The sequence below is a fragment of the Micromonospora sp. M42 genome (assembly GCF_000568915.1).
Taxonomy (GTDB): Bacteria; Actinomycetota; Actinomycetes; order Mycobacteriales; family Micromonosporaceae; genus Micromonospora; species Micromonospora chalcea.
The window spans coordinates 732491-748298 of sequence record NZ_KK037233.1 but is presented as its reverse complement, the minus strand read 5'-3'; the positions used below and the strand labels follow the sequence as shown (position 1 = coordinate 748298).

Here is a 15808-nt window from a genome sequence, read left to right as displayed (position 1 = left end):
GGCGGCCAGGTGGGTACGCCGGGCGATCACCGCGACCGGGGTGCCCAGCTCAGCCAGGCGCAGCGTCTCCAGCTCGCGCGGCGTCAACGGGCACTCGGGCAGGGTGAGCGCGTCGGCCGCGAGCGCCGGATCGACGTACCGGGCGCCGGAGTGCACGCGGCGGATCACGTCGGCCAGCGCGCCGCCGGGAGCGCCCTTGGCGAGGAAGCCGCGCACTCCGGCGGCCAGCGCCGGCCGGAGCTGGGCGGGGCGGCCGTGTCCGGTGAGGATCACCGGGGCGCAGCCGGGCAGCGCCCGGGTCAGCTCGGCGGCGACCTCCACCCCGCCGGGCGCCGGCATCTCCAGGTCGAGCACGGCGACGTCCGGGCGGTGAGCCAGCGCCGCGTCCAGGGCCGCGCGCCCGTCGCCCGCGTGCGCCACCACCTCGATGTCCGGCTCCAGGTCGAGCAGCGCGGCGAGGGCGAGCCGGATCAGCTCCTCGTCGTCGGCCAGCAGCACCCGGATCATCGCGCCACCGGCACGGTCGCGACCAGGCTGAACACGCCGTCGGCGGCGTCCGCCCGGACCCGGCCGCCGACCGGGGCGAGCCGGTCGGACAGGCCGCGCAGGCCGCCGCTGAGCCGGTCCGGGCCGTCGCCGTCACGCACGCCGTCGTTGCGTACGGTCAGCGTCACCGCCGTGTCCTCCCGGGTGATCTCGATCCGGCACCAGCCGGCCCGGCTGTGCCGCAGCACGTTCGTCCCGGCCTCACGCAGCACGGCGGCCAGGTCGGCGGCGACCGGCCCGGGCACGTCGCCGGACGGCGGGACCACAGTCGTGCGTACGCCGCTGGAGCGCAGCACCTCCCCCACCGCGGCGGCCTGCTCGGCCAGGTCGACGGCGCGGTAGCCGTGCACCGCCGCGCGTACCCGGGTCAGCGCCGTTGCGGCGAGCCGCCGCGCCTGCGCCGCCTCCCGGGCGGCCCGGTCCGGGTCGGTCGGCGCCAGCCGCTCGGCCAGCTCGGCCTTCAGCGCGATCACCGTCAGGTCGTGGCCGAGCAGGTCGTGCACGTCCCGGGCGAAGCGCAGCCGTTCCTCGGCGGCGGCCAGCCGGGCCTGGGCGGCCTGCCCCTGCCGGGCCTCGACCAGCAGGTCCCAGAACCAGACCTGGACCCAGGTGAGCGCGGCTGTCCCGGCCCCCACCAGGCCGGTGACCAGCAGCGCCGTGGTCAGCGGGCCATCGGTCCACCAGGTGACGGCCGCGGACGCCGCGAGGACGCCGGCCGCCGCCACCGCCGCCACGACGGGCCGGAACAGCAGCGGCGTCATGCCGACCAGTGATGCGCCGAGCCACGCCCAGGTGGGCCAGGAGCCGGCCGCGACCGGGGCCGAGCAGCGGCAGGCTGAGCAGCGCCGCCACGGTCAGCGCGGCGTGCCGGCGGCGGCGCGCCGGCACGGGCAGCCACGGCGTGACGGCGGCGTGCAGCACCGCGACCTGGGCGGCGGTGAACACGAGCAGTCCGGCGGCGCCGAGCGCGACGCGTACCTTTTGTAAAACGACGGCCAGTCCGACCGCTGGCAGCAGCCCGTCGTCCACACGTTCGTGGCCAGCGACAGCAGCGTGACCCGCCGGGCCCGGCGCAGCCGGTGGTCCGCCGGATCGACGCTCATGCCCGCTGATCCTAGGGCGTGCACCGGTCCGCCCACTCCTGAGAAACGTCACGGTCGGGCCGTGCGATCCGCACGGTTTCCCGATGACTGACGCGCCTTCTCCGGTGCGCCCGGCGGCGGCAGGGTCGGGGCATGACGGAGATGACTGTGGTCGTACCCCGGCGGTGGGCCGGGTGGGCGCGGACGCGGCACCTGGCCGCGATGGTGGTGGCGATGCTGGCCGGGATGGTGCTGCTCGGGCCGCTGTGGCGGGTGGGCGCGGACGTGCTGGGCGGCGCGGCGGTGCTGGCGCGGCCGGACGTGGGCGCGCTGGTGATGGCGACGAACATGGCGGCGGGCATGGCCGCGTGGATGTGGCACCGGGGGTACGGGCGGGCCGCCACCGCGGAGATGTCGGCGGCCATGTACGTGCCGTTCCTGCTGCTGCTCCCGCCCTGGTGGGCGGGGTGGGTCGGCGACGACGCGCTGCTGCTCGGCGGCCACCTGCTGATGGTGCCGGCGATGCTGCTGGTGGCGCTGCGGCACCGGCACACGTCCGCCGCGCCGCCCCGCCGACACCCGGTCGCGGCAGCCGTGGCGCGCGGGTGGCCGGCCGGGCTGGCGCTGCTCATGACCGTGGACATGTGGTTCGCGCCGACCGTCTTCGCGCCGTGGACGCTGCTGGTCCTGCCGGCCGGCTACCTGCTGATCGGCACCTGGCGGCGGCAGTGGGGCGACCGGCGCGCGCTGGCCGCGCAGCTCGCCGGGGCGGCCGGGTGGGGCGGCCTGGCGGTCGGGGCGATGGTCGCCTCCGCCGACGTCGCCGGGGTGCTCGTCGGGGTGGGCTGGCTCGTCCACGCCGCCTGGGACGCCTGGTACCACCGCACCGGCGCGGTGGTTCCGCGCGGGTACGCGCTGTGGTGCGCGGTGTTCGACGTCGCGGTCGGTGTCACCACGTTGCTGGCCGTCCTGTCCCGGTGATCCGGCGGGGGCACGGGGCCGCGCCGGACCACCCGGAGGGGACGGCACGCAGGTGGCGCGGCGAACGTTTGGCCCGGTCGCCGCGACCGCCGCGCGGCGGTGATGAAAAACTTGTCGCATGACCGCCGCACCGACCCCGACCGACCCCGCCATTCCCGCCGACGCCGAGGACGCCACCGCCTTCGCGGATCTCGGGCTGCGCACCGAGTTGCTGGGCGCGCTGGCCGCGCTCGGCTACGAGGAACCCACCCCGATCCAGCGGGAGGCGATCCCCCCGCTGCTGGCCGGGCAGGATCTGCTGGGACAGGCGGCGACCGGTACGGGCAAGACCGCCGCGTTCGCGCTGCCGCTGCTGCAGCGGATGCCGGTGGGACGGCCGGACGGCGACCCGGTGTCGCTGGTGCTGGTGCCGACCCGTGAGCTGGCCGTGCAGGTCTCCGAGGCGTTCCACCGCTACGGCAAGGACCTGGGCGCCCGGGTGCTGCCGATCTACGGCGGGCAGCCGATCGGCCGGCAGCTGCGCGCGCTCGACCACGGGGTCGACGTGGTGGTCGCGACGCCGGGCCGGGCCCTGGACCACATCGCCCGGGGCACGCTGCGGCTGGGCGCGCTGGCCACGGTGGTGCTGGACGAGGCGGACGAGATGCTCGACATGGGCTTCGCCGAGGACATCGAGGCGATCCTGGAGCACGCGCCGGCCGGCCGGCAGACGGTGCTGTTCTCGGCCACCATGCCGGCTCGCATCGACGGGCTGGCCCGGCAGCACCTGACCGATCCGGTCCGGATCCAGATCGAGCGGGAGCGGCCGGTCGCCGGGGAGGCGCCCCGGGTACGGCAGAGCGCGTACATCGTGGCCCGGGGGCACAAGCCGGCCGCGCTGGGCCGGGTGCTGGACGTGGAGTCGCCGACCGCGGCGATCGTGTTCTGCCGCAGCCGCGAGGAGGTCGACCGGCTCACCGAGACGATGAACGGCCGGGGCTACCGGGCCGAGGCGCTGCACGGCGGGATGAGCCAGGAGCAGCGGGACCGGGTGATGGGCCGGCTGCGCGCCGGTACGGCGGACCTGCTGGTCGCCACCGACGTGGCCGCCCGGGGGCTGGACGTCGAGCAGCTCACCCACGTGGTCAACTACGACGTCCCGTCGGCGCCGGAGTCGTACGTGCACCGGATCGGCCGGGTCGGCCGGGCCGGGCGGGAGGGTGTGGCGATCACGCTCGCCGAGCCGCGCGAGCACCGGATGCTCAAGACCATCGAGCGGGTCACCGGCCAGCGGATCACCATCGACAAGATCCCCACGGTGGCGGACATGCGCACCCGGCGGCTGGAGCTGACCCAGGGCGCGCTGCGGGAGAGCCTGCTGGAGGACGACCTCGACCCGTACCGGGTGATCGTCGAGTCGCTGACCGACGAGTTCGACCTGGTGGAGGTGGCGCTGGCGGCGGTGAAGCTGGCGCACGAGGCGACGTCGCCCGGCTCGGACGACGAGGAGGAGATCCCGCAGGTTCCGGTCCGGGGCCCGCGCGAGGGCCGCCCGGAGACCGGTGGGCGGGGCGAGCGCCGGGGCCCGGGCCGTCCGCGTACCGGGGGGACCACCCAGGTCTTCATCGGGCTGGGCCGACGCGCCGGGGTACGGCCGCAGGACCTGGTCGGCGCGATCACCGGGGAGACCCGGATCAGTGGCCGGGACATCGGCTCGATCGAGATCGCCGACCGGTTCTCGCTGGTCGAGGTGCCGCAGGCGGTGGCCGACGAGATCATCTCAGGGCTGCGGGGCACCACGATCAAGGGCCGTAAGGCGACCGTACGCCGGGACCGGGACGGCGACGGTTCCGGTGAGCGCCGCGACCGGGGTTACGAGCGGCGCGACCGGCGCTGAGCGCGGGCGGACACGGCGTCGCCCCGGCCACCGTGCGTACGGTGGCCGGGGCGACGGCCGTCAGGCCGCGGCGAGCGCCGGGCCGTCCAGCGCCTGCGTGTCGAGTTCGGCTGGGCGCAGCGCCAGCGCGAGCACGTCCGCCACGTCGGACAGGGTGTGCACGGTCAGCGCCTCCCGCACCTGCGCCGGCAGGTCGTCCAGGTCCGGCTCGTTGCGCTTCGGGATGATCACCTCGGTGAGACCGGCCCGGTGCGCGGCGAGCAGCTTCTGCTTCACCCCGCCGATCGGCAGCACCCGGCCGGAGAGCGTCACCTCGCCGGTCATCCCGAACTCGGGCCGCACCGGACGCCCGGTCACCAGTGAGGCCAGCGCGGTCACCATGGTGATGCCGGCGCTCGGGCCGTCCTTCGGTACCGCGCCCGCCGGGACGTGCAGGTGGATCCGCCGCCCGGCCAGCGCGTTCGGGTCCAGCCCGTAGCGCCGCCCGTTCGATCGCAGGTACGACCACGCGATGTGCGCGGACTCCTTCATCACGTCGCCGAGCTGCCCGGTGAGCGTCAGCCCGGGCTCGCCCTCCATGGTGGTGGCCTCGATGAACAGCACGTCGCCACCGGCGCCGGTGACGGCCAGGCCGGTCGCCACGCCGGGCACGGCGGTCCGCTCGGCCGACTCCGGGGTGAACTTCGGCCGGCCCAGGTAGCGGGCCAGGTTCCCGGCGTCCACGTGTACCGGCGCGGCGTCCGTGGCGAGCGCGACGGCCACCTTGCGCAGGATCTTCGCCAGGGCCCGTTCGAGCTGCCGGACACCGGCCTCCCGGGTGTACTCGCCCGCGATCAGCGCCAGCGCGTCGTCGGCGACGCTCACCTCCTCCCCGGTCAGCCCGGCCCTTTCCCGCTGCCGGGGCAGCAGGTGGTCGCGGGCGATGGCCACCTTCTCGTCCTCGGTGTAGCCGTCCAGCGCGACCAGCTCCATCCGGTCCAGCAGCGGGCCGGGGATCGCCTCCACCACGTTGGCGGTGGCGAGGAACAGCACGTCGGACAGGTCGAGGTCGACCTCCAGGTAGTGGTCGCGGAACGTGTGGTTCTGCGCCGGGTCGAGCACCTCCAGCAGAGCCGCCGCCGGGTCGCCGGAGTAGCCGGCGGCCAGCTTGTCGACCTCGTCGAGCAGCACGACCGGGTTCATCGAGCCGGCCTCGCGCAGCGCCCGCACGATCCGGCCGGGCAGCGCGCCGACGTAGGTGCGCCGGTGGCCGCGGATCTCCGCCTCGTCCCGGACACCGCCGAGGGAGACGCGGACGAAGTTGCGGCCCAGCGCCCGGGCGACCGACTCGCCGAGGCTGGTCTTGCCGACACCGGGCGGGCCGGCCAGGGCCAGCACCGCGCCGGAGCCGCGTCCGCCGACCACGCCGAGGTTGCGCTCCGCGCGCCGGTTGCGCACCGCGAGGTACTCCAGGATGCGGTCCTTCACGTCGGCCAGGCCGGCGTGGTCGGCGTCGAGCACGACCCGCGCCGCGGCCAGGTCCGTGTTGTCAGCGGTACGCGTGCTCCACGGCATCTCCAGCACGGTGTCCAGCCAGGTACGGATCCAGCCCGCCTCGGGTGAGGCGTCACTGGCCCGTTCCAGCTTGCCGACCTCGCGCAGCGCCGCCTCGCGTACCTTCTCCGGCAGGTCGGCGGACTCCACCCGGGAGCGGTAGTCGGCGGAGCCGTCGGGCTCGTCCTCGCCGAGTTCCTTGCGGATCGCGGCGAGCTGCTGGCGGAGCAGGAACTCGCGCTGGGACTTCTCCAGCCCTTCGCGCACGTCGCTGTTGATCTGCTCGGTGACCTCCTGCTCGGCCAGGTGCTCCTTCACCCAGCCGACCAGCAGCTCCAGCCGGGCGGTGACGTCCGGCGCGGCGAGCAGCTCGGTCTTCTGCGCCAGGCTGAGCCAGGGCGCGTAGCCGGCCGAGTCGGCCAGCTCGGACAGGTCCGTCATCCGCTCCATCGCGTCGATCACCTGCCAGGCGCCGCGCTGCTGGAGCACCGAGGTCATGAGCGCGCGGTACTCGCGGGCGAGTTCCCGGGCGCGGCCCGCCGGGGCGGGCTCGTCGAGCGTCGCGGCCTCGACCCAGAGCGCGGCGCCGGGACCGGGCACGCCGGAGCCGATACGGGCCCGGACGAGACCGCGGATCACGGCGGCCGGCTCGCCGCTGGGCAGCCGGCCCACCTTCTCGATCGTGGCGACCACGCCGACGGAGCCGTACTCGCCGTCGAGGCGGGGCACGGCCAGGAGTTCCTTGTCGCCGGTGGCGCGGGCCGCGTCGACGGCGGCCTGGGTGGTCGGGTCGAGGGTGACCGGGATGACCATCCCGGGCAGCAGGACGGTGTCGGTCAGGGGAAGTACCGGAAGAGTTGCCATCGGACACCTGCCATCACGTTGGTTGAGCGTGTCTGGCTCAAGTAACAAAAGGTGTCCCTTGTTCCGGGTTGTGACCCACGCCACTGTCCGGCCTTCCCGACGCCTGTTCGCGCACCGGTCCTCTATTGGCCGCGACGCTTACCTGGCACGACCCGCCGAATGCAAAGAGGCGGGTATTGTTGCGAAATTACCGTGAGGTAAGTCAGACTCTTAGCACACCCCGCCCGACACAGGGAGTAATGGCGATGGCAAGGAAAGTAATCACCGTTCTGACCGACGACCTCGACGGCGGAAAGGCCGATCGGACCGTCGAGTTCAGCCTGGACGGCGTGGCGTACACGATCGACGTGTCCGACGAGAACGCGGGCGTACTGCGCAAGGCGCTGGACCCGTACATCAGCGCTGGCAGGCGGATCGGCCGCGGCGCCACCGAGGTCGCCCGCGCCACCCGGCGCGCGGGCCGGCCGAGCACCTCGGGAATGGACCGCGAGCAGAACCGCGCCATCCGCGAATGGGCAGCCAAGAACGGGTACGAGATTTCCGAGCGCGGGCGCATCCCGGTGTCGGTCGTCGAGGCGTACAAGAACCGCTGAGCGCTAAACACTCACCGTCGGGTATCCCAGGGTCACGCTGAGAAATCGCAGCGCCCGGCCGGCCTTTTGTGTTGTCGGTGACTTTCATCGGGCTGGAGTCCGACGGCACGAAACTTCTTCCCGGAACGATTCCCACGCTCCCCTGCCGGACCCGCCTCGCGTACCCACCACGCGGACACGACACGGCCGCGGCCACCCGGACGGTTCCCGGGCGGCCGCGGCCGTCGCGTGTCCTCAGTTGACCCGGATGCGCACCACGTCGATGGCGGGAGTCTGGTTCGCCCGCTCCATCATCGGGATGCGGTGCGAGCCGTCACCGGCCCAGACCGCACACTGCGCCACGCCCGACTGCGCCAGGCCCGGGATCTGGATCAGCACGTCGTCCGGCTGACAGTGGTCCGGGTCGGGCCGGTGGCGACGAAGAACGCCGGCACGTCCTGCGGGTTCGGGGGCTGCCGGGTGCTGCCGAGCATCCGGCAGGCGGTGTGGAAGTGGCCGCGCACCAGGCCCTGACCGTTGAGCAGCGAGCTCTCCAGGTAGTAGCCGCCCTGCCCGGCCGCGAGGAAGCGGTCCCGCACCAGGTTCTTGGTGGTCACCCGGAGCGTGAACGGCTGGTTGCGCCGCACCTGGTTCGGGAACTGCGTGATCAGCAGCGACGGATTGTTCGCCGCGGCGCCCACCTCACCGAACGCGGTGCTGACGCACCGGTTGCCGTTCTGGAAGCCGTCGTGCCCCTGCAGCTGGCTGCCGGAGCAGTCCTTGGCAAGCACGTTCAGCCCGTTGCCGCCACCGTTGTTCTGGCCGCCGCCGTTGTTGTTCCCGCCGCCGTTGTTCCCGCCGTTCTGGCCCCCGTTCTGACCGCCGTTGTTGTTGCCGCCGTTCTGACCCCCGCCGTTCTGACCCCCACCGTTGCCGGGGACGTCGGTCAACGCGCACCGGGCGAACTGGTCCAGCCCCTGCGGGCGCTGGCCGAACCGGCCGATGGCGGTGGCGATCCGGTTCAGCGCCGCGGTCCGCTTGTCCGCGAGCGGACCCAGGATCGCGTTGTTGATGAACTCGCCGCCGTTGCGGCCCTCCGCCGCGAGCCGCCGGTTCGCCTCAGCGATCTGGGACGTCAGCGCCGCCAGCTCGCGATCCACCTCGGCACGGGCCCGGCCGGGCACCTGCGGCAGCCGACCCCGGACGTCCGGGCAGGTCACGGTCGGAGTGCCGGCGCCGGCGCCACCCGCGGTCGTCTGCTGGCACTCGGCCGGCGACATCTGGCCGTCGCCCCAGTGGTTACGGACCCAGCGGCCGTTCTGCCAGGTACGGGTGCTGCTGCCCTGGCCGTCCGGGGCGGTCGCCCCCGGGCTGGCGGGCACACAGGACGCCGAGGCGGCGCGCGTGGTCGTCCGCCGGTCCTGGGCGGACGAGATCTGGGTGACGGCCACGATGCCGCCGAAGACCGCGAGCGTGCCGACCACTGCCAGCACCCGCTTGCTCCGCGCGTTACCGGATGACCGGCGCGCCCGTGTGGACCTGCGCATCGAATTGCTCTCCTTCTCGATCCGGTAGTTGACTGGTGATCCCGGCGGACCGATGAATTCGGGGTGTGAGATCACTGCGACGCTCGGGTCGCGCGTCGATGGCCGACGATGCCCTTTCCGCATCGTCTCCGCGCCGTCCGGGCGCGGCGGGGAAGTCTGCGTCCATTCCCGATGAGGTACGGAGCGCCGTCGGCGAAGGTTCAACCGGAGATCGAAAAAAATCGGGACGTGCCGGGCCGGGGTCGGCTCGGCGCCGCGGCCAGGAAGGGTTCAGTCCGCGCAGAGGTGGTCGAAGGCGAAGCCGCCGTCGAAGGAGTCCCGCCGGGCCGCGAGCGCGCGCACCCGACCGCGAAGCTCCTCCCGGTCCACCAGAGACGCCCCGGCGGCGTCGAGATCGCGCAGTCGCTCCCCCAGCGCCATCGCGGCCAGGTCCTCGGCGAGCCGGCCCGGGTCCACGCCGCAGGAGAATCCCCGCGACGTCAGCCGTACCCGCTCCAGCAGGCAGCCGCCGGGCCGCACCTCGACCCAGCACCAGCCCTCCGCCGGGCCGCCGGTCCAGCGCACGTGCAGCCCGCGCACGATCGGGTCGGCGATCCGGCCGGCCACGTACGCCTCGACCGCCTCGACCCGCGCGAGCGCCCCGAGGTCGTTCACCGGTCCACGCCGGCCGTCCGGCAGCCGGCCGATGATGTCCCGGAAGCCGACCGCGTCCCCGGCGTCCGGGTCGGTGCCCTCGGCGTAGGCCCGCGCGTCCAGGACGTACTCGACGAAGCGGCGGACGTGATCGGCGCCGCGCAGCGTCGGTGACTCGACCCGCAGCAGCGGCAGGCCGACGGCGGCGGACACCGCGTCGGTCAGCCGTTCCTCCCGGCGGGCGGGCGACCCGTCGGACGCGGGCGCGGTGAACCGCACCGCGAAGCGCGGCAGGCCGGTGTCGGCGGCGCCGACCACCAGGTCCAGCGGCGCCCGTCCGGCCGTGCTCCACTGGTTGCCGGTGACCCCCGGCGGACGGCCCTGCACCAGCTCGCCGAGCCGCCGACCGGCGTACCCGACGTGCCCGTGGCGGGTCAGGCACGGCGTCGCGCCGGACGGGACCGGCCGCAGCCAGGAGGCGGTCACGCTGCCGGTGTTCGTCATCTCGCCCCGCCCCCCGTCGTCCGGTCGACGCCCGAGTGTAGGGCGTCGGGCGTCCGCCCCGGCGGTGCGGTGGAGCACGCCGGGGCCCGCCGACCGGTGCGCAGCCGCGTCCGTGCCTCTAGGCTCTGCCCGTGCACAGCGGACGGACCCCGGAGCAGTTCACCAAACGCAGTCTCGTCGCCCTCTCCCACGCCATCGAGCGGGCCGCGCTCGCCGAGGCCGAGGACGGCCCGCTGATCGTGTTCGCCCTGTTCCAGCGGCTGCCGTACTTCGACCGGGAGCGCGAGGTCTACCGGCGCATCGCCGGCCGCGCCGCGGCGACGGTGGTGGCGATGGTCGGCGGCCCGCCGCCCGACCTGCCCGAGCGCACGTACGGCGTGACGCTCGACGAGGCGGAGGAGCTGGCCCGCGAGTGGAGCGTGGTGGTGCTGAGCCCCCGGTTCGGCGCCACCCTCGTGGCCCACGACCGCGCCGAGGCGACGCCCGCGCCGACGCTGGAAGCCGGCCGGCTCTTCGACGGCCGCTGGGGATTCCGCCGGGACGAGGCGCTGCACGAGGCCATCCGGCTGCGCGAACAACTCGCCGAGCGGCTGCCCGCCGAGGCGCGCACGGCGCTGGACGAGGCGATCGCCCGGGTGCGCGACATCCCGGCCGGACCGGGCGAGCCGCGCGCCGAGGCGGCGCTGCGGCTGCTGGCCCGCCGCGCCGACCGGGTCACGCCGCCGGTCCAGCCGGCCGAGGCGTTCCTGGACGAGCCGGGCCTGCGCCGGTGGGCCGGCATGGACGGGGTGACCGCCTCAGGCACGCTGCCGGTGGCGCTGGTCGGCCTGCGGGTGGACGAGCCGCCCGGCTCGCCGGAACGATTCGGCCGGCGCAACGGCGCCCGGGAGGGCCATGCCGTGCTCGCCGCCGTCACCGGCGCGCTGCGCCCGGTCGACCGCGCGCTGCGGGTCGCCGAGAACGAGTACCAGCTCCTGCTGCCCGGGCTGGACGAGCCGGCCGCGCTCGAGGTGGTGCGCCGCCTGCACGACGCGATCGCCGCGCTCGCCAAGTCGTACCCGTTCCTGGTTTACACGATGCACGCGGCGGTCGGGGTGAGCACCCGGCGGCCGCTGCCCACCGCGGACCTACGCGCCGCCGTCGACTGGGCGGCCCGCAAGGGCCTGCCGGTGGCGGGCCTGCCGCCGGAGACGGCCGACGCCGCGACCGCGCCGGCCCGCTGATCCGCGGTACGAGGGGAGAACACGCCGTGCGGGTGGTGTCGCTGGTGCCGTCGCTGACCGAGGCGGTGGCGGCCACCCGCCCGGAGGTGCTGGTCGGGGCGACCGACTGGTGCACCCATCCGGCCGGGCTGGACGTCGCCCGGGTCGGCGGGACGAAGTATCCGGACCTGGACCGGGTGCTCGCCCTCAAGCCGGATCTGGTGCTGCTCAACGAGGAGGAGAACCGGCTGGCCGACGCCGAGGCGTTGCGCGCGGCCGGGGCGCCGGTGCGGGTCACGTTCCCGCGTACCGTGCCGGAGGCGCTCGACCAGCTCGGCGAGCTGGTGGTCGCGCTCGGCGCGTCGGCCGAGCCGCCGTGGCTGACGGCGGCCCGTCGCGCCTGGGCGGCCCTGGGCACGCCGGCGCGCGTCCGCACCGCTGTGGTGCCGGTGTGGCGGCGCCCATGGGTGGTGCTCGGCCGGGACACGTTCGCCGGGGACGTGCTGGCCCGGCTCGGCGTGCTCAACGGCTGGGCCGGGGACGCGGAACGCTATCCCCGGCCCAGTCTCGACGAGCTGCGCGCCCGGTCGCCGGAGCTGGTGGTGCTGCCCGACGAGCCGTACCGGTTCACCGCCGACGACGGGCCGGAGGCGTTTCCCGGGGGTGCCGGCGGCGCTGGTGTCCGGCCGGCACCTCACCTGGTACGGCCCGTCGCTGGCCGAGGCCCCGGCGCTGCTCGCCGCCCAGCTCGCGAGCGCCACCGCCTGACCCCCGGCACGCTCAGGCGACCGGGGTGGCGTGCACCGGGTCCAGCTCCATCAGCGTGGTGTCGTCCAGGTCGTACCCGATCGCGTTGTGCACGGCGACCACGCCCGCGACCTGTCCGGCCAGGCGGCCGGCGAGCTCGACGGCGCTGCGCCGGTCCAGCCGGCCGTCCATGGTGACCTCGCCGCCGCGGACCTGCACCGTGACCAGGCCGTCGCGGACCGACAGCACCCGGCGCAGCACCTCGTGCACCACCTCCTCGCGGATCTCCGCGTCGGTACGCAGGTGCACCCGGAGCAGGTCACCACGGGTGACGATGCCGGACAGCCGGCCCAGGTCGTCCAGCACCGGCACCCGCTTGACCGCCTCGCGGTCCATCAGCCGGGCCGTCGCGGCCAGCGAGGCGCGCTCGTGGGTGGTGACCGCCGGTGCGGTCATCAGGTCCCCGGCCACCAGCGCGTCGGCCTTCTCCCGGGCGGTACGGCGCCGCCGCCCCTCGAACACCCGGCGCTCGTCCGGGTGACCGGCCCGCTCCACCTTGTGCAGCAGGTCCGCCTCGGAGATCACGCCGAGCACCCGGTGGAACGAGTCGACCACCGGCACGCCGCTGATCCGCTTACGCACCAGCACGTCGACGATCTCGCGGTACGGGGTCTGCTCCGTCACCGCCGCGACGTCCCTGGTCATCACGTCGGCCACCTGCCACGTCCTCATCACGACCTCCTCGTACCGGGCCTTCACCTGCGACGATAGGCCGCCGCAAACGCCCTGGTCAGGGGCGGCGGACCGGCGGGGAGGGGCCGACCGGACCGGGTACGGACGGGACCAATGACCCGGTCATCAGGGCACCGGTAGGCCCTGCTCCGGGAGGCGGCGCGGCGGTGGAATGAATGTGCCACCGGGAAGCGCGGTGCGAGGCACAGGAAGGGACGTGGAGACCATGACCGCGACAATCGAGCGGACCCCCGCCGTCAAGCGGACCCCCGCCGCCACCACCGCTCCGGCGGCGCACATCGAGACCACCCGGCAGAAGGCCACCCGGTACGTGTGGGCCGGCCTGCGGCTCGCGCTGGGCTGGATCTTCCTCTGGGCCTTCCTCGACAAGATGTTCGGCCTCGGCCACGAGACTGCGGCGAAGAACGCCTGGATCAACGGCGGCAGCCCGACCAAGGGCTTCCTGGGCAACGCGGTCGAGGGCCCGTTCGCGGACCTCTACCGGAACATCGCCGGCGCGGCCTGGGCGGACACGCTGTTCATGCTCGGCCTGCTCGGCATCGGTGTCGCGCTGATGCTCGGCATCGGCATCCGGATCGCCGCCGTGGCCGGCGGACTGCTCCTGGTCCTGATGTGGACGGCCGTGCTGCCCCCGGCGAACAACCCCTTCATGGACGACCACCTCATCTACGCGGGCCTGTTGGCCGGTCTCGCCCTGGTGGGCGCCGGCAACACCCTCGGCCTCGGCCGGATCTGGGCGAAGCTCCCCCTGGTCCAGCGTCTCCCCTGGCTGAAGTGAACCAGCCCGCTGCGGGGCGGGCGTCGCCGACAGGCGGCGCCCGCCCCCTTCTCGTGTCCCCGCCACGCCGGTGTGCGGGGACCGGCGCGTATCGGCCGGTCGCGATCCGGCAGGATCGACGGTGACCACACCGTCAGCACCGAGGAGACCGTTCATGGACAAGCCCCAGGTCGGCCCGATCGAGGGCGCGCCGCCCGCGGATCTGGTCGTCGAGGACATCACCGTCGGCGACGGCCCGGAGGCCCGCCCGGGCCAACTGGTGAGCGTGCACTACGTGGGCGTGGCCCACTCGAACGGCCGCGAGTTCGACGCCTCGTGGAACCGGGGTGAGACGTTCGAGTTCCCGCTCGGCGGCGGCCAGGTCATCGCCGGCTGGGACCAGGGCGTCGTCGGCATGAAGGTCGGCGGCCGGCGCAAGCTCACCATCCCGCCGCACCTGGGCTACGGCGCCCGCGGCGCCGGCGGCGTCATCAAGCCGAACGAGACGCTCGTCTTCGTGGTGGACCTGCTCGGCGTGCGCTGAGCGCAGCGCCGTTCACGTCGGGCCGTCGGCACTCGCGCCGGCGGCCCGTCGTGTGCCCGGCGGCCCGCTCCCGTTCAGGCCGCGCACGCCACCATCTCGTGGGTGCGGCCGGACCGGTCGTGGGCACGACTCGGCACGTCCTGCGAGCGGTCGGAGCAGCGCACCGGGAGCACCCGGTGCAGGCCGGTCACCCGCAGCACCCGGGCCACCACCGGGTCGGGGTCGACGAGCACCAGCTCGCCACCGCGGGCCCGGACCCGCAGGTGGGTGGCGACGAGCGCGCGGACCCCGGCGGCGGACAGCAGCCGCACACCCGACAGGTCGACCCGCAGCACCGGCCGCGCCGGCGCGGCCCAGAGCGCGGCCCGGAACGCCGTCACGGTGGCGATGTCGATCTCGCCGACCGGACGCAGCTGGACCACGTGATCGTGCACGTCCATCGCCACGTGGAAGCGCTCAACGCTGTGTACCATGCGGCCAAACCTACCCGGCCCCACCGACATTTCCGGGCCTCGCGGAGGGGTTCCGGGTACTGTCCGGGAACCGACCCCGAGCCGTCTCAGGGTCATCCCGCAGCCGCCGCGCCACGGGCGCGAAACGCCGTCGGGCACTGCCCTTCGCGACGCCGCCGGGCCACAATGAGCCGATGGCCGTCCCCCGCCCGCGTGCGCCCCTGCTGATCCGGCCGGTCCGCGAGCCGGCGACCGTGCCGCCGCCGCTGACCGGGCCCTGGACGCCCGCCGACACCCGGCTCGACCGGGCCGACCTGCTGCCGTTGCCGGCCGGCGGGCACGGGCCGGAGGACGTGGTGGTCGACGCCGACGGCCGGGTGGTCAGCGGCGACGAGGACGGCCGGCTCTGGTGGTGGCCCGCCGACGCGCCGGCCGGCACCCGGCCCACGCTTCTGGCCGAGACCGGCGGACGGCCGCTGGGCATCGAACGGGACCCGGCCGACGGCGGGCTGCTCGTCTGCGACGCGTACCGGGGACTGCTGCGGGTCGACCCCGCCGGCGCGGTGCACGAGCTGACCGGGACCGCCCCGCCGGTGCACCTGGCCGACAACGCGGCGGTCGCGAGCGACGGCACCGTCTACTTCACCGACTCCTCCGACCGCTTCCCGCTGTCGCACTGGAAGCGGGACCTGCTGGAGCACCGGCCCAACGGGCGGGTGCTGGCCTACGACAGGCGCACCGGGCGCACCGACGTGGTGGCCGACGGGCTCTACTTCCCCAACGGGCTGGCGCTCACCCCGGACGAGTCGGCGCTGATGCTCGCCGAGACCGCCACCCACCGGCTGCTCCGGATCGACCTGCCGGGCGGGCGGGCCACGGTGCTGACCGACCTGCCGGCGTACCCGGACAACATCTCCGCGGTGGGTGACGGGACGTACTGGGTCGCGTTGCCCAGCCCTCGGCTGGCGGCGATGGAACGGCTGCTGCCGCATCCGCGCGTACGCCAGATCGTCGCGCTGCTGCCCGGCGCGGTGCAGCCCCGGCCGCGCCGTTACGGGCTGGTCGCGCTGGTCGACGGCGCGGGGCGGGTGCTGCGGACGCTGCACGGTCCGAGCGGGGCGTACCCGATGGTCACCGGCGTGCGGCAGCACGGCCGCCGGCTCTGGCTGGGCAGCCTGACCGCGGCCGGGGTGGCCCCGCGTCGACCTGGACTGA

At 74.8% G+C, this 15808-nt stretch carries 16 protein-coding genes and 1 pseudogene; 9 read left to right on the top strand and 8 right to left on the bottom strand.

The genetic code is table 11. The features are described 5' to 3' along the window. The coding region (locus MCBG_RS03025) for a response regulator (protein WP_043323691.1) at positions 1 to 507 on the bottom strand (507 nt) is incomplete at its 3' end. Continuing rightward, entirely contained in the window at positions 504 to 1307 is an 804-nt protein-coding gene (locus MCBG_RS31035; RefSeq protein ID WP_223201027.1) for a sensor histidine kinase, read from the bottom strand. The genes MCBG_RS03025 and MCBG_RS31035, both read right to left, overlap by 4 nt. On the opposite strand from MCBG_RS31035, the gene MCBG_RS33565 reads away from it, so the two are divergent. From MCBG_RS33565 to MCBG_RS03005, 3 genes are all read left to right on the top strand, one after another. Further along, positions 1306 to 1533, top strand: coding sequence for a hypothetical protein (locus MCBG_RS33565; RefSeq protein WP_223201026.1), 228 nt, complete (start codon positions 1306 to 1308; stop codon positions 1531 to 1533). The two genes, MCBG_RS31035 and MCBG_RS33565, sit on opposite strands and share 2 nt — an antisense overlap. Positions 1534 to 1781: 248 nt before the next feature. Then, positions 1782 to 2609: a hypothetical protein gene (locus MCBG_RS03010; protein WP_043323688.1), complete on the top strand. Its 828-nt coding sequence runs from the start codon at positions 1782 to 1784 to the stop codon at positions 2607 to 2609. A gap of 118 nt (positions 2610 to 2727) precedes the next feature. Beyond that, positions 2728 to 4485, top strand: coding sequence for a DEAD/DEAH box helicase (locus MCBG_RS03005; protein ID WP_043323686.1), 1758 nt, complete (start codon positions 2728 to 2730; stop codon positions 4483 to 4485). Between the two features lie 60 nt (positions 4486 to 4545). On the opposite strand, the gene lon is transcribed toward MCBG_RS03005, so the two are convergent. Further along, complete coding sequence (lon, locus tag MCBG_RS03000) at positions 4546 to 6882, bottom strand: endopeptidase La (RefSeq protein WP_043323683.1); 2337 nt, start codon at positions 6880 to 6882, stop codon at positions 4546 to 4548. 245 nt (positions 6883 to 7127) lie between these two features. On the opposite strand from lon, the gene MCBG_RS02995 reads away from it, so the two are divergent. Then, positions 7128 to 7475 (top strand): histone-like nucleoid-structuring protein Lsr2, encoded by a 348-nt coding sequence (locus tag MCBG_RS02995; protein ID WP_043330078.1) that lies wholly within the window; start codon positions 7128 to 7130, stop codon positions 7473 to 7475. Between the two features lie 234 nt (positions 7476 to 7709). On the opposite strand, the gene MCBG_RS35000 is transcribed toward MCBG_RS02995, so the two are convergent. The 3 genes from MCBG_RS35000 to MCBG_RS02985 form a co-directional block, all read right to left on the bottom strand. After that, positions 7710 to 7853 (bottom strand): hypothetical protein, encoded by a 144-nt coding sequence (locus MCBG_RS35000; protein ID WP_369799258.1) that lies wholly within the window; start codon positions 7851 to 7853, stop codon positions 7710 to 7712. Continuing rightward, a complete protein-coding gene (locus tag MCBG_RS02990) occupies positions 7847 to 9001 on the bottom strand; it encodes a hypothetical protein (RefSeq protein WP_369799257.1) in 1155 nt (384 codons plus the stop codon). The genes MCBG_RS35000 and MCBG_RS02990 overlap by 7 nt, the downstream gene beginning before the upstream one ends. Positions 9002 to 9271: 270 nt before the next feature. Further along, positions 9272 to 10138 carry a hypothetical protein gene (locus MCBG_RS02985; RefSeq protein WP_043323681.1) on the bottom strand — a complete coding sequence of 289 codons (867 nt, stop codon included), beginning with the start codon at positions 10136 to 10138 and terminating at the stop codon, positions 9272 to 9274. A 131-nt stretch (positions 10139 to 10269) separates the two neighbouring features. Here MCBG_RS02985 and MCBG_RS02980 point away from each other — a divergent pair, with 131 nt between their 5' ends. Then, positions 10270 to 11361, top strand: a complete 1092-nt coding sequence (locus MCBG_RS02980) for a DICT sensory domain-containing protein (protein WP_043323680.1) — start codon at positions 10270 to 10272, stop codon at positions 11359 to 11361. 26 nt (positions 11362 to 11387) lie between these two features. Further along, positions 11388 to 12108: pseudogene (locus MCBG_RS02975) on the top strand (helical backbone metal receptor). A 12-nt stretch (positions 12109 to 12120) separates the two neighbouring features. Here the strand turns inward: MCBG_RS02975 and MCBG_RS02970 are convergent. Then, positions 12121 to 12819, bottom strand: coding sequence for a CBS domain-containing protein (locus MCBG_RS02970; RefSeq protein WP_030499932.1), 699 nt, complete (start codon positions 12817 to 12819; stop codon positions 12121 to 12123). Positions 12820 to 13036: 217 nt separating this feature from the next. On the opposite strand from MCBG_RS02970, the gene MCBG_RS02965 reads away from it, so the two are divergent. Next, positions 13037 to 13618 (top strand): hypothetical protein, encoded by a 582-nt coding sequence (locus MCBG_RS02965; RefSeq protein ID WP_369799256.1) that lies wholly within the window; start codon positions 13037 to 13039, stop codon positions 13616 to 13618. Between the two features lie 154 nt (positions 13619 to 13772). Further along, positions 13773 to 14141 carry an FKBP-type peptidyl-prolyl cis-trans isomerase gene (locus tag MCBG_RS02960; RefSeq protein ID WP_030499930.1) on the top strand — a complete coding sequence of 123 codons (369 nt, stop codon included), beginning with the start codon at positions 13773 to 13775 and terminating at the stop codon, positions 14139 to 14141. A 74-nt stretch (positions 14142 to 14215) separates the two neighbouring features. Here MCBG_RS02960 and MCBG_RS02955 read toward each other — a convergent pair whose 3' ends face one another. After that, positions 14216 to 14614: an STAS domain-containing protein gene (locus tag MCBG_RS02955; protein WP_043323678.1), complete on the bottom strand. Its 399-nt coding sequence runs from the start codon at positions 14612 to 14614 to the stop codon at positions 14216 to 14218. Between the two features lie 173 nt (positions 14615 to 14787). Between MCBG_RS02955 and MCBG_RS02950 the strand changes: the two genes are divergently transcribed. Beyond that, a partial coding sequence (locus MCBG_RS02950) for an SMP-30/gluconolactonase/LRE family protein (RefSeq protein ID WP_043323676.1) occupies positions 14788 to 15808 on the top strand: 1021 nt, incomplete at its 3' end.

Excerpts from the sequence above, each read along its gene's own strand:
- MCBG_RS02985 (WP_043323681.1), bottom strand. The coding sequence starts at position 10,138 with ATGACGAACACCGGCAGCGTGACCGCCTCCTGGCTGCGGCCGGTCCCG.
- MCBG_RS02995 (WP_043330078.1), top strand. The coding sequence starts at position 7,128 with ATGGCAAGGAAAGTAATCACCGTTCTGACCGACGACCTCGACGGCGGA.
- MCBG_RS02960 (WP_030499930.1), top strand. The coding sequence starts at position 13,773 with ATGGACAAGCCCCAGGTCGGCCCGATCGAGGGCGCGCCGCCCGCGGAT.
- MCBG_RS33565 (WP_223201026.1), top strand. The coding sequence starts at position 1,306 with ATGCCGACCAGTGATGCGCCGAGCCACGCCCAGGTGGGCCAGGAGCCG.
- MCBG_RS02955 (WP_043323678.1), bottom strand. The coding sequence starts at position 14,614 with ATGGTACACAGCGTTGAGCGCTTCCACGTGGCGATGGACGTGCACGAT.
- MCBG_RS02970 (WP_030499932.1), bottom strand. The coding sequence starts at position 12,819 with ATGAGGACGTGGCAGGTGGCCGACGTGATGACCAGGGACGTCGCGGCG.
- MCBG_RS03010 (WP_043323688.1), top strand. The coding sequence starts at position 1,782 with ATGACGGAGATGACTGTGGTCGTACCCCGGCGGTGGGCCGGGTGGGCG.
- lon (WP_043323683.1), bottom strand. The coding sequence starts at position 6,882 with ATGGCAACTCTTCCGGTACTTCCCCTGACCGACACCGTCCTGCTGCCC.
- MCBG_RS02990 (WP_369799257.1), bottom strand. The coding sequence starts at position 9,001 with ATGCGCAGGTCCACACGGGCGCGCCGGTCATCCGGTAACGCGCGGAGC.
- MCBG_RS31035 (WP_223201027.1), bottom strand. The coding sequence starts at position 1,307 with ATGACGCCGCTGCTGTTCCGGCCCGTCGTGGCGGCGGTGGCGGCGGCC.
- MCBG_RS03005 (WP_043323686.1), top strand. The coding sequence starts at position 2,728 with ATGACCGCCGCACCGACCCCGACCGACCCCGCCATTCCCGCCGACGCC.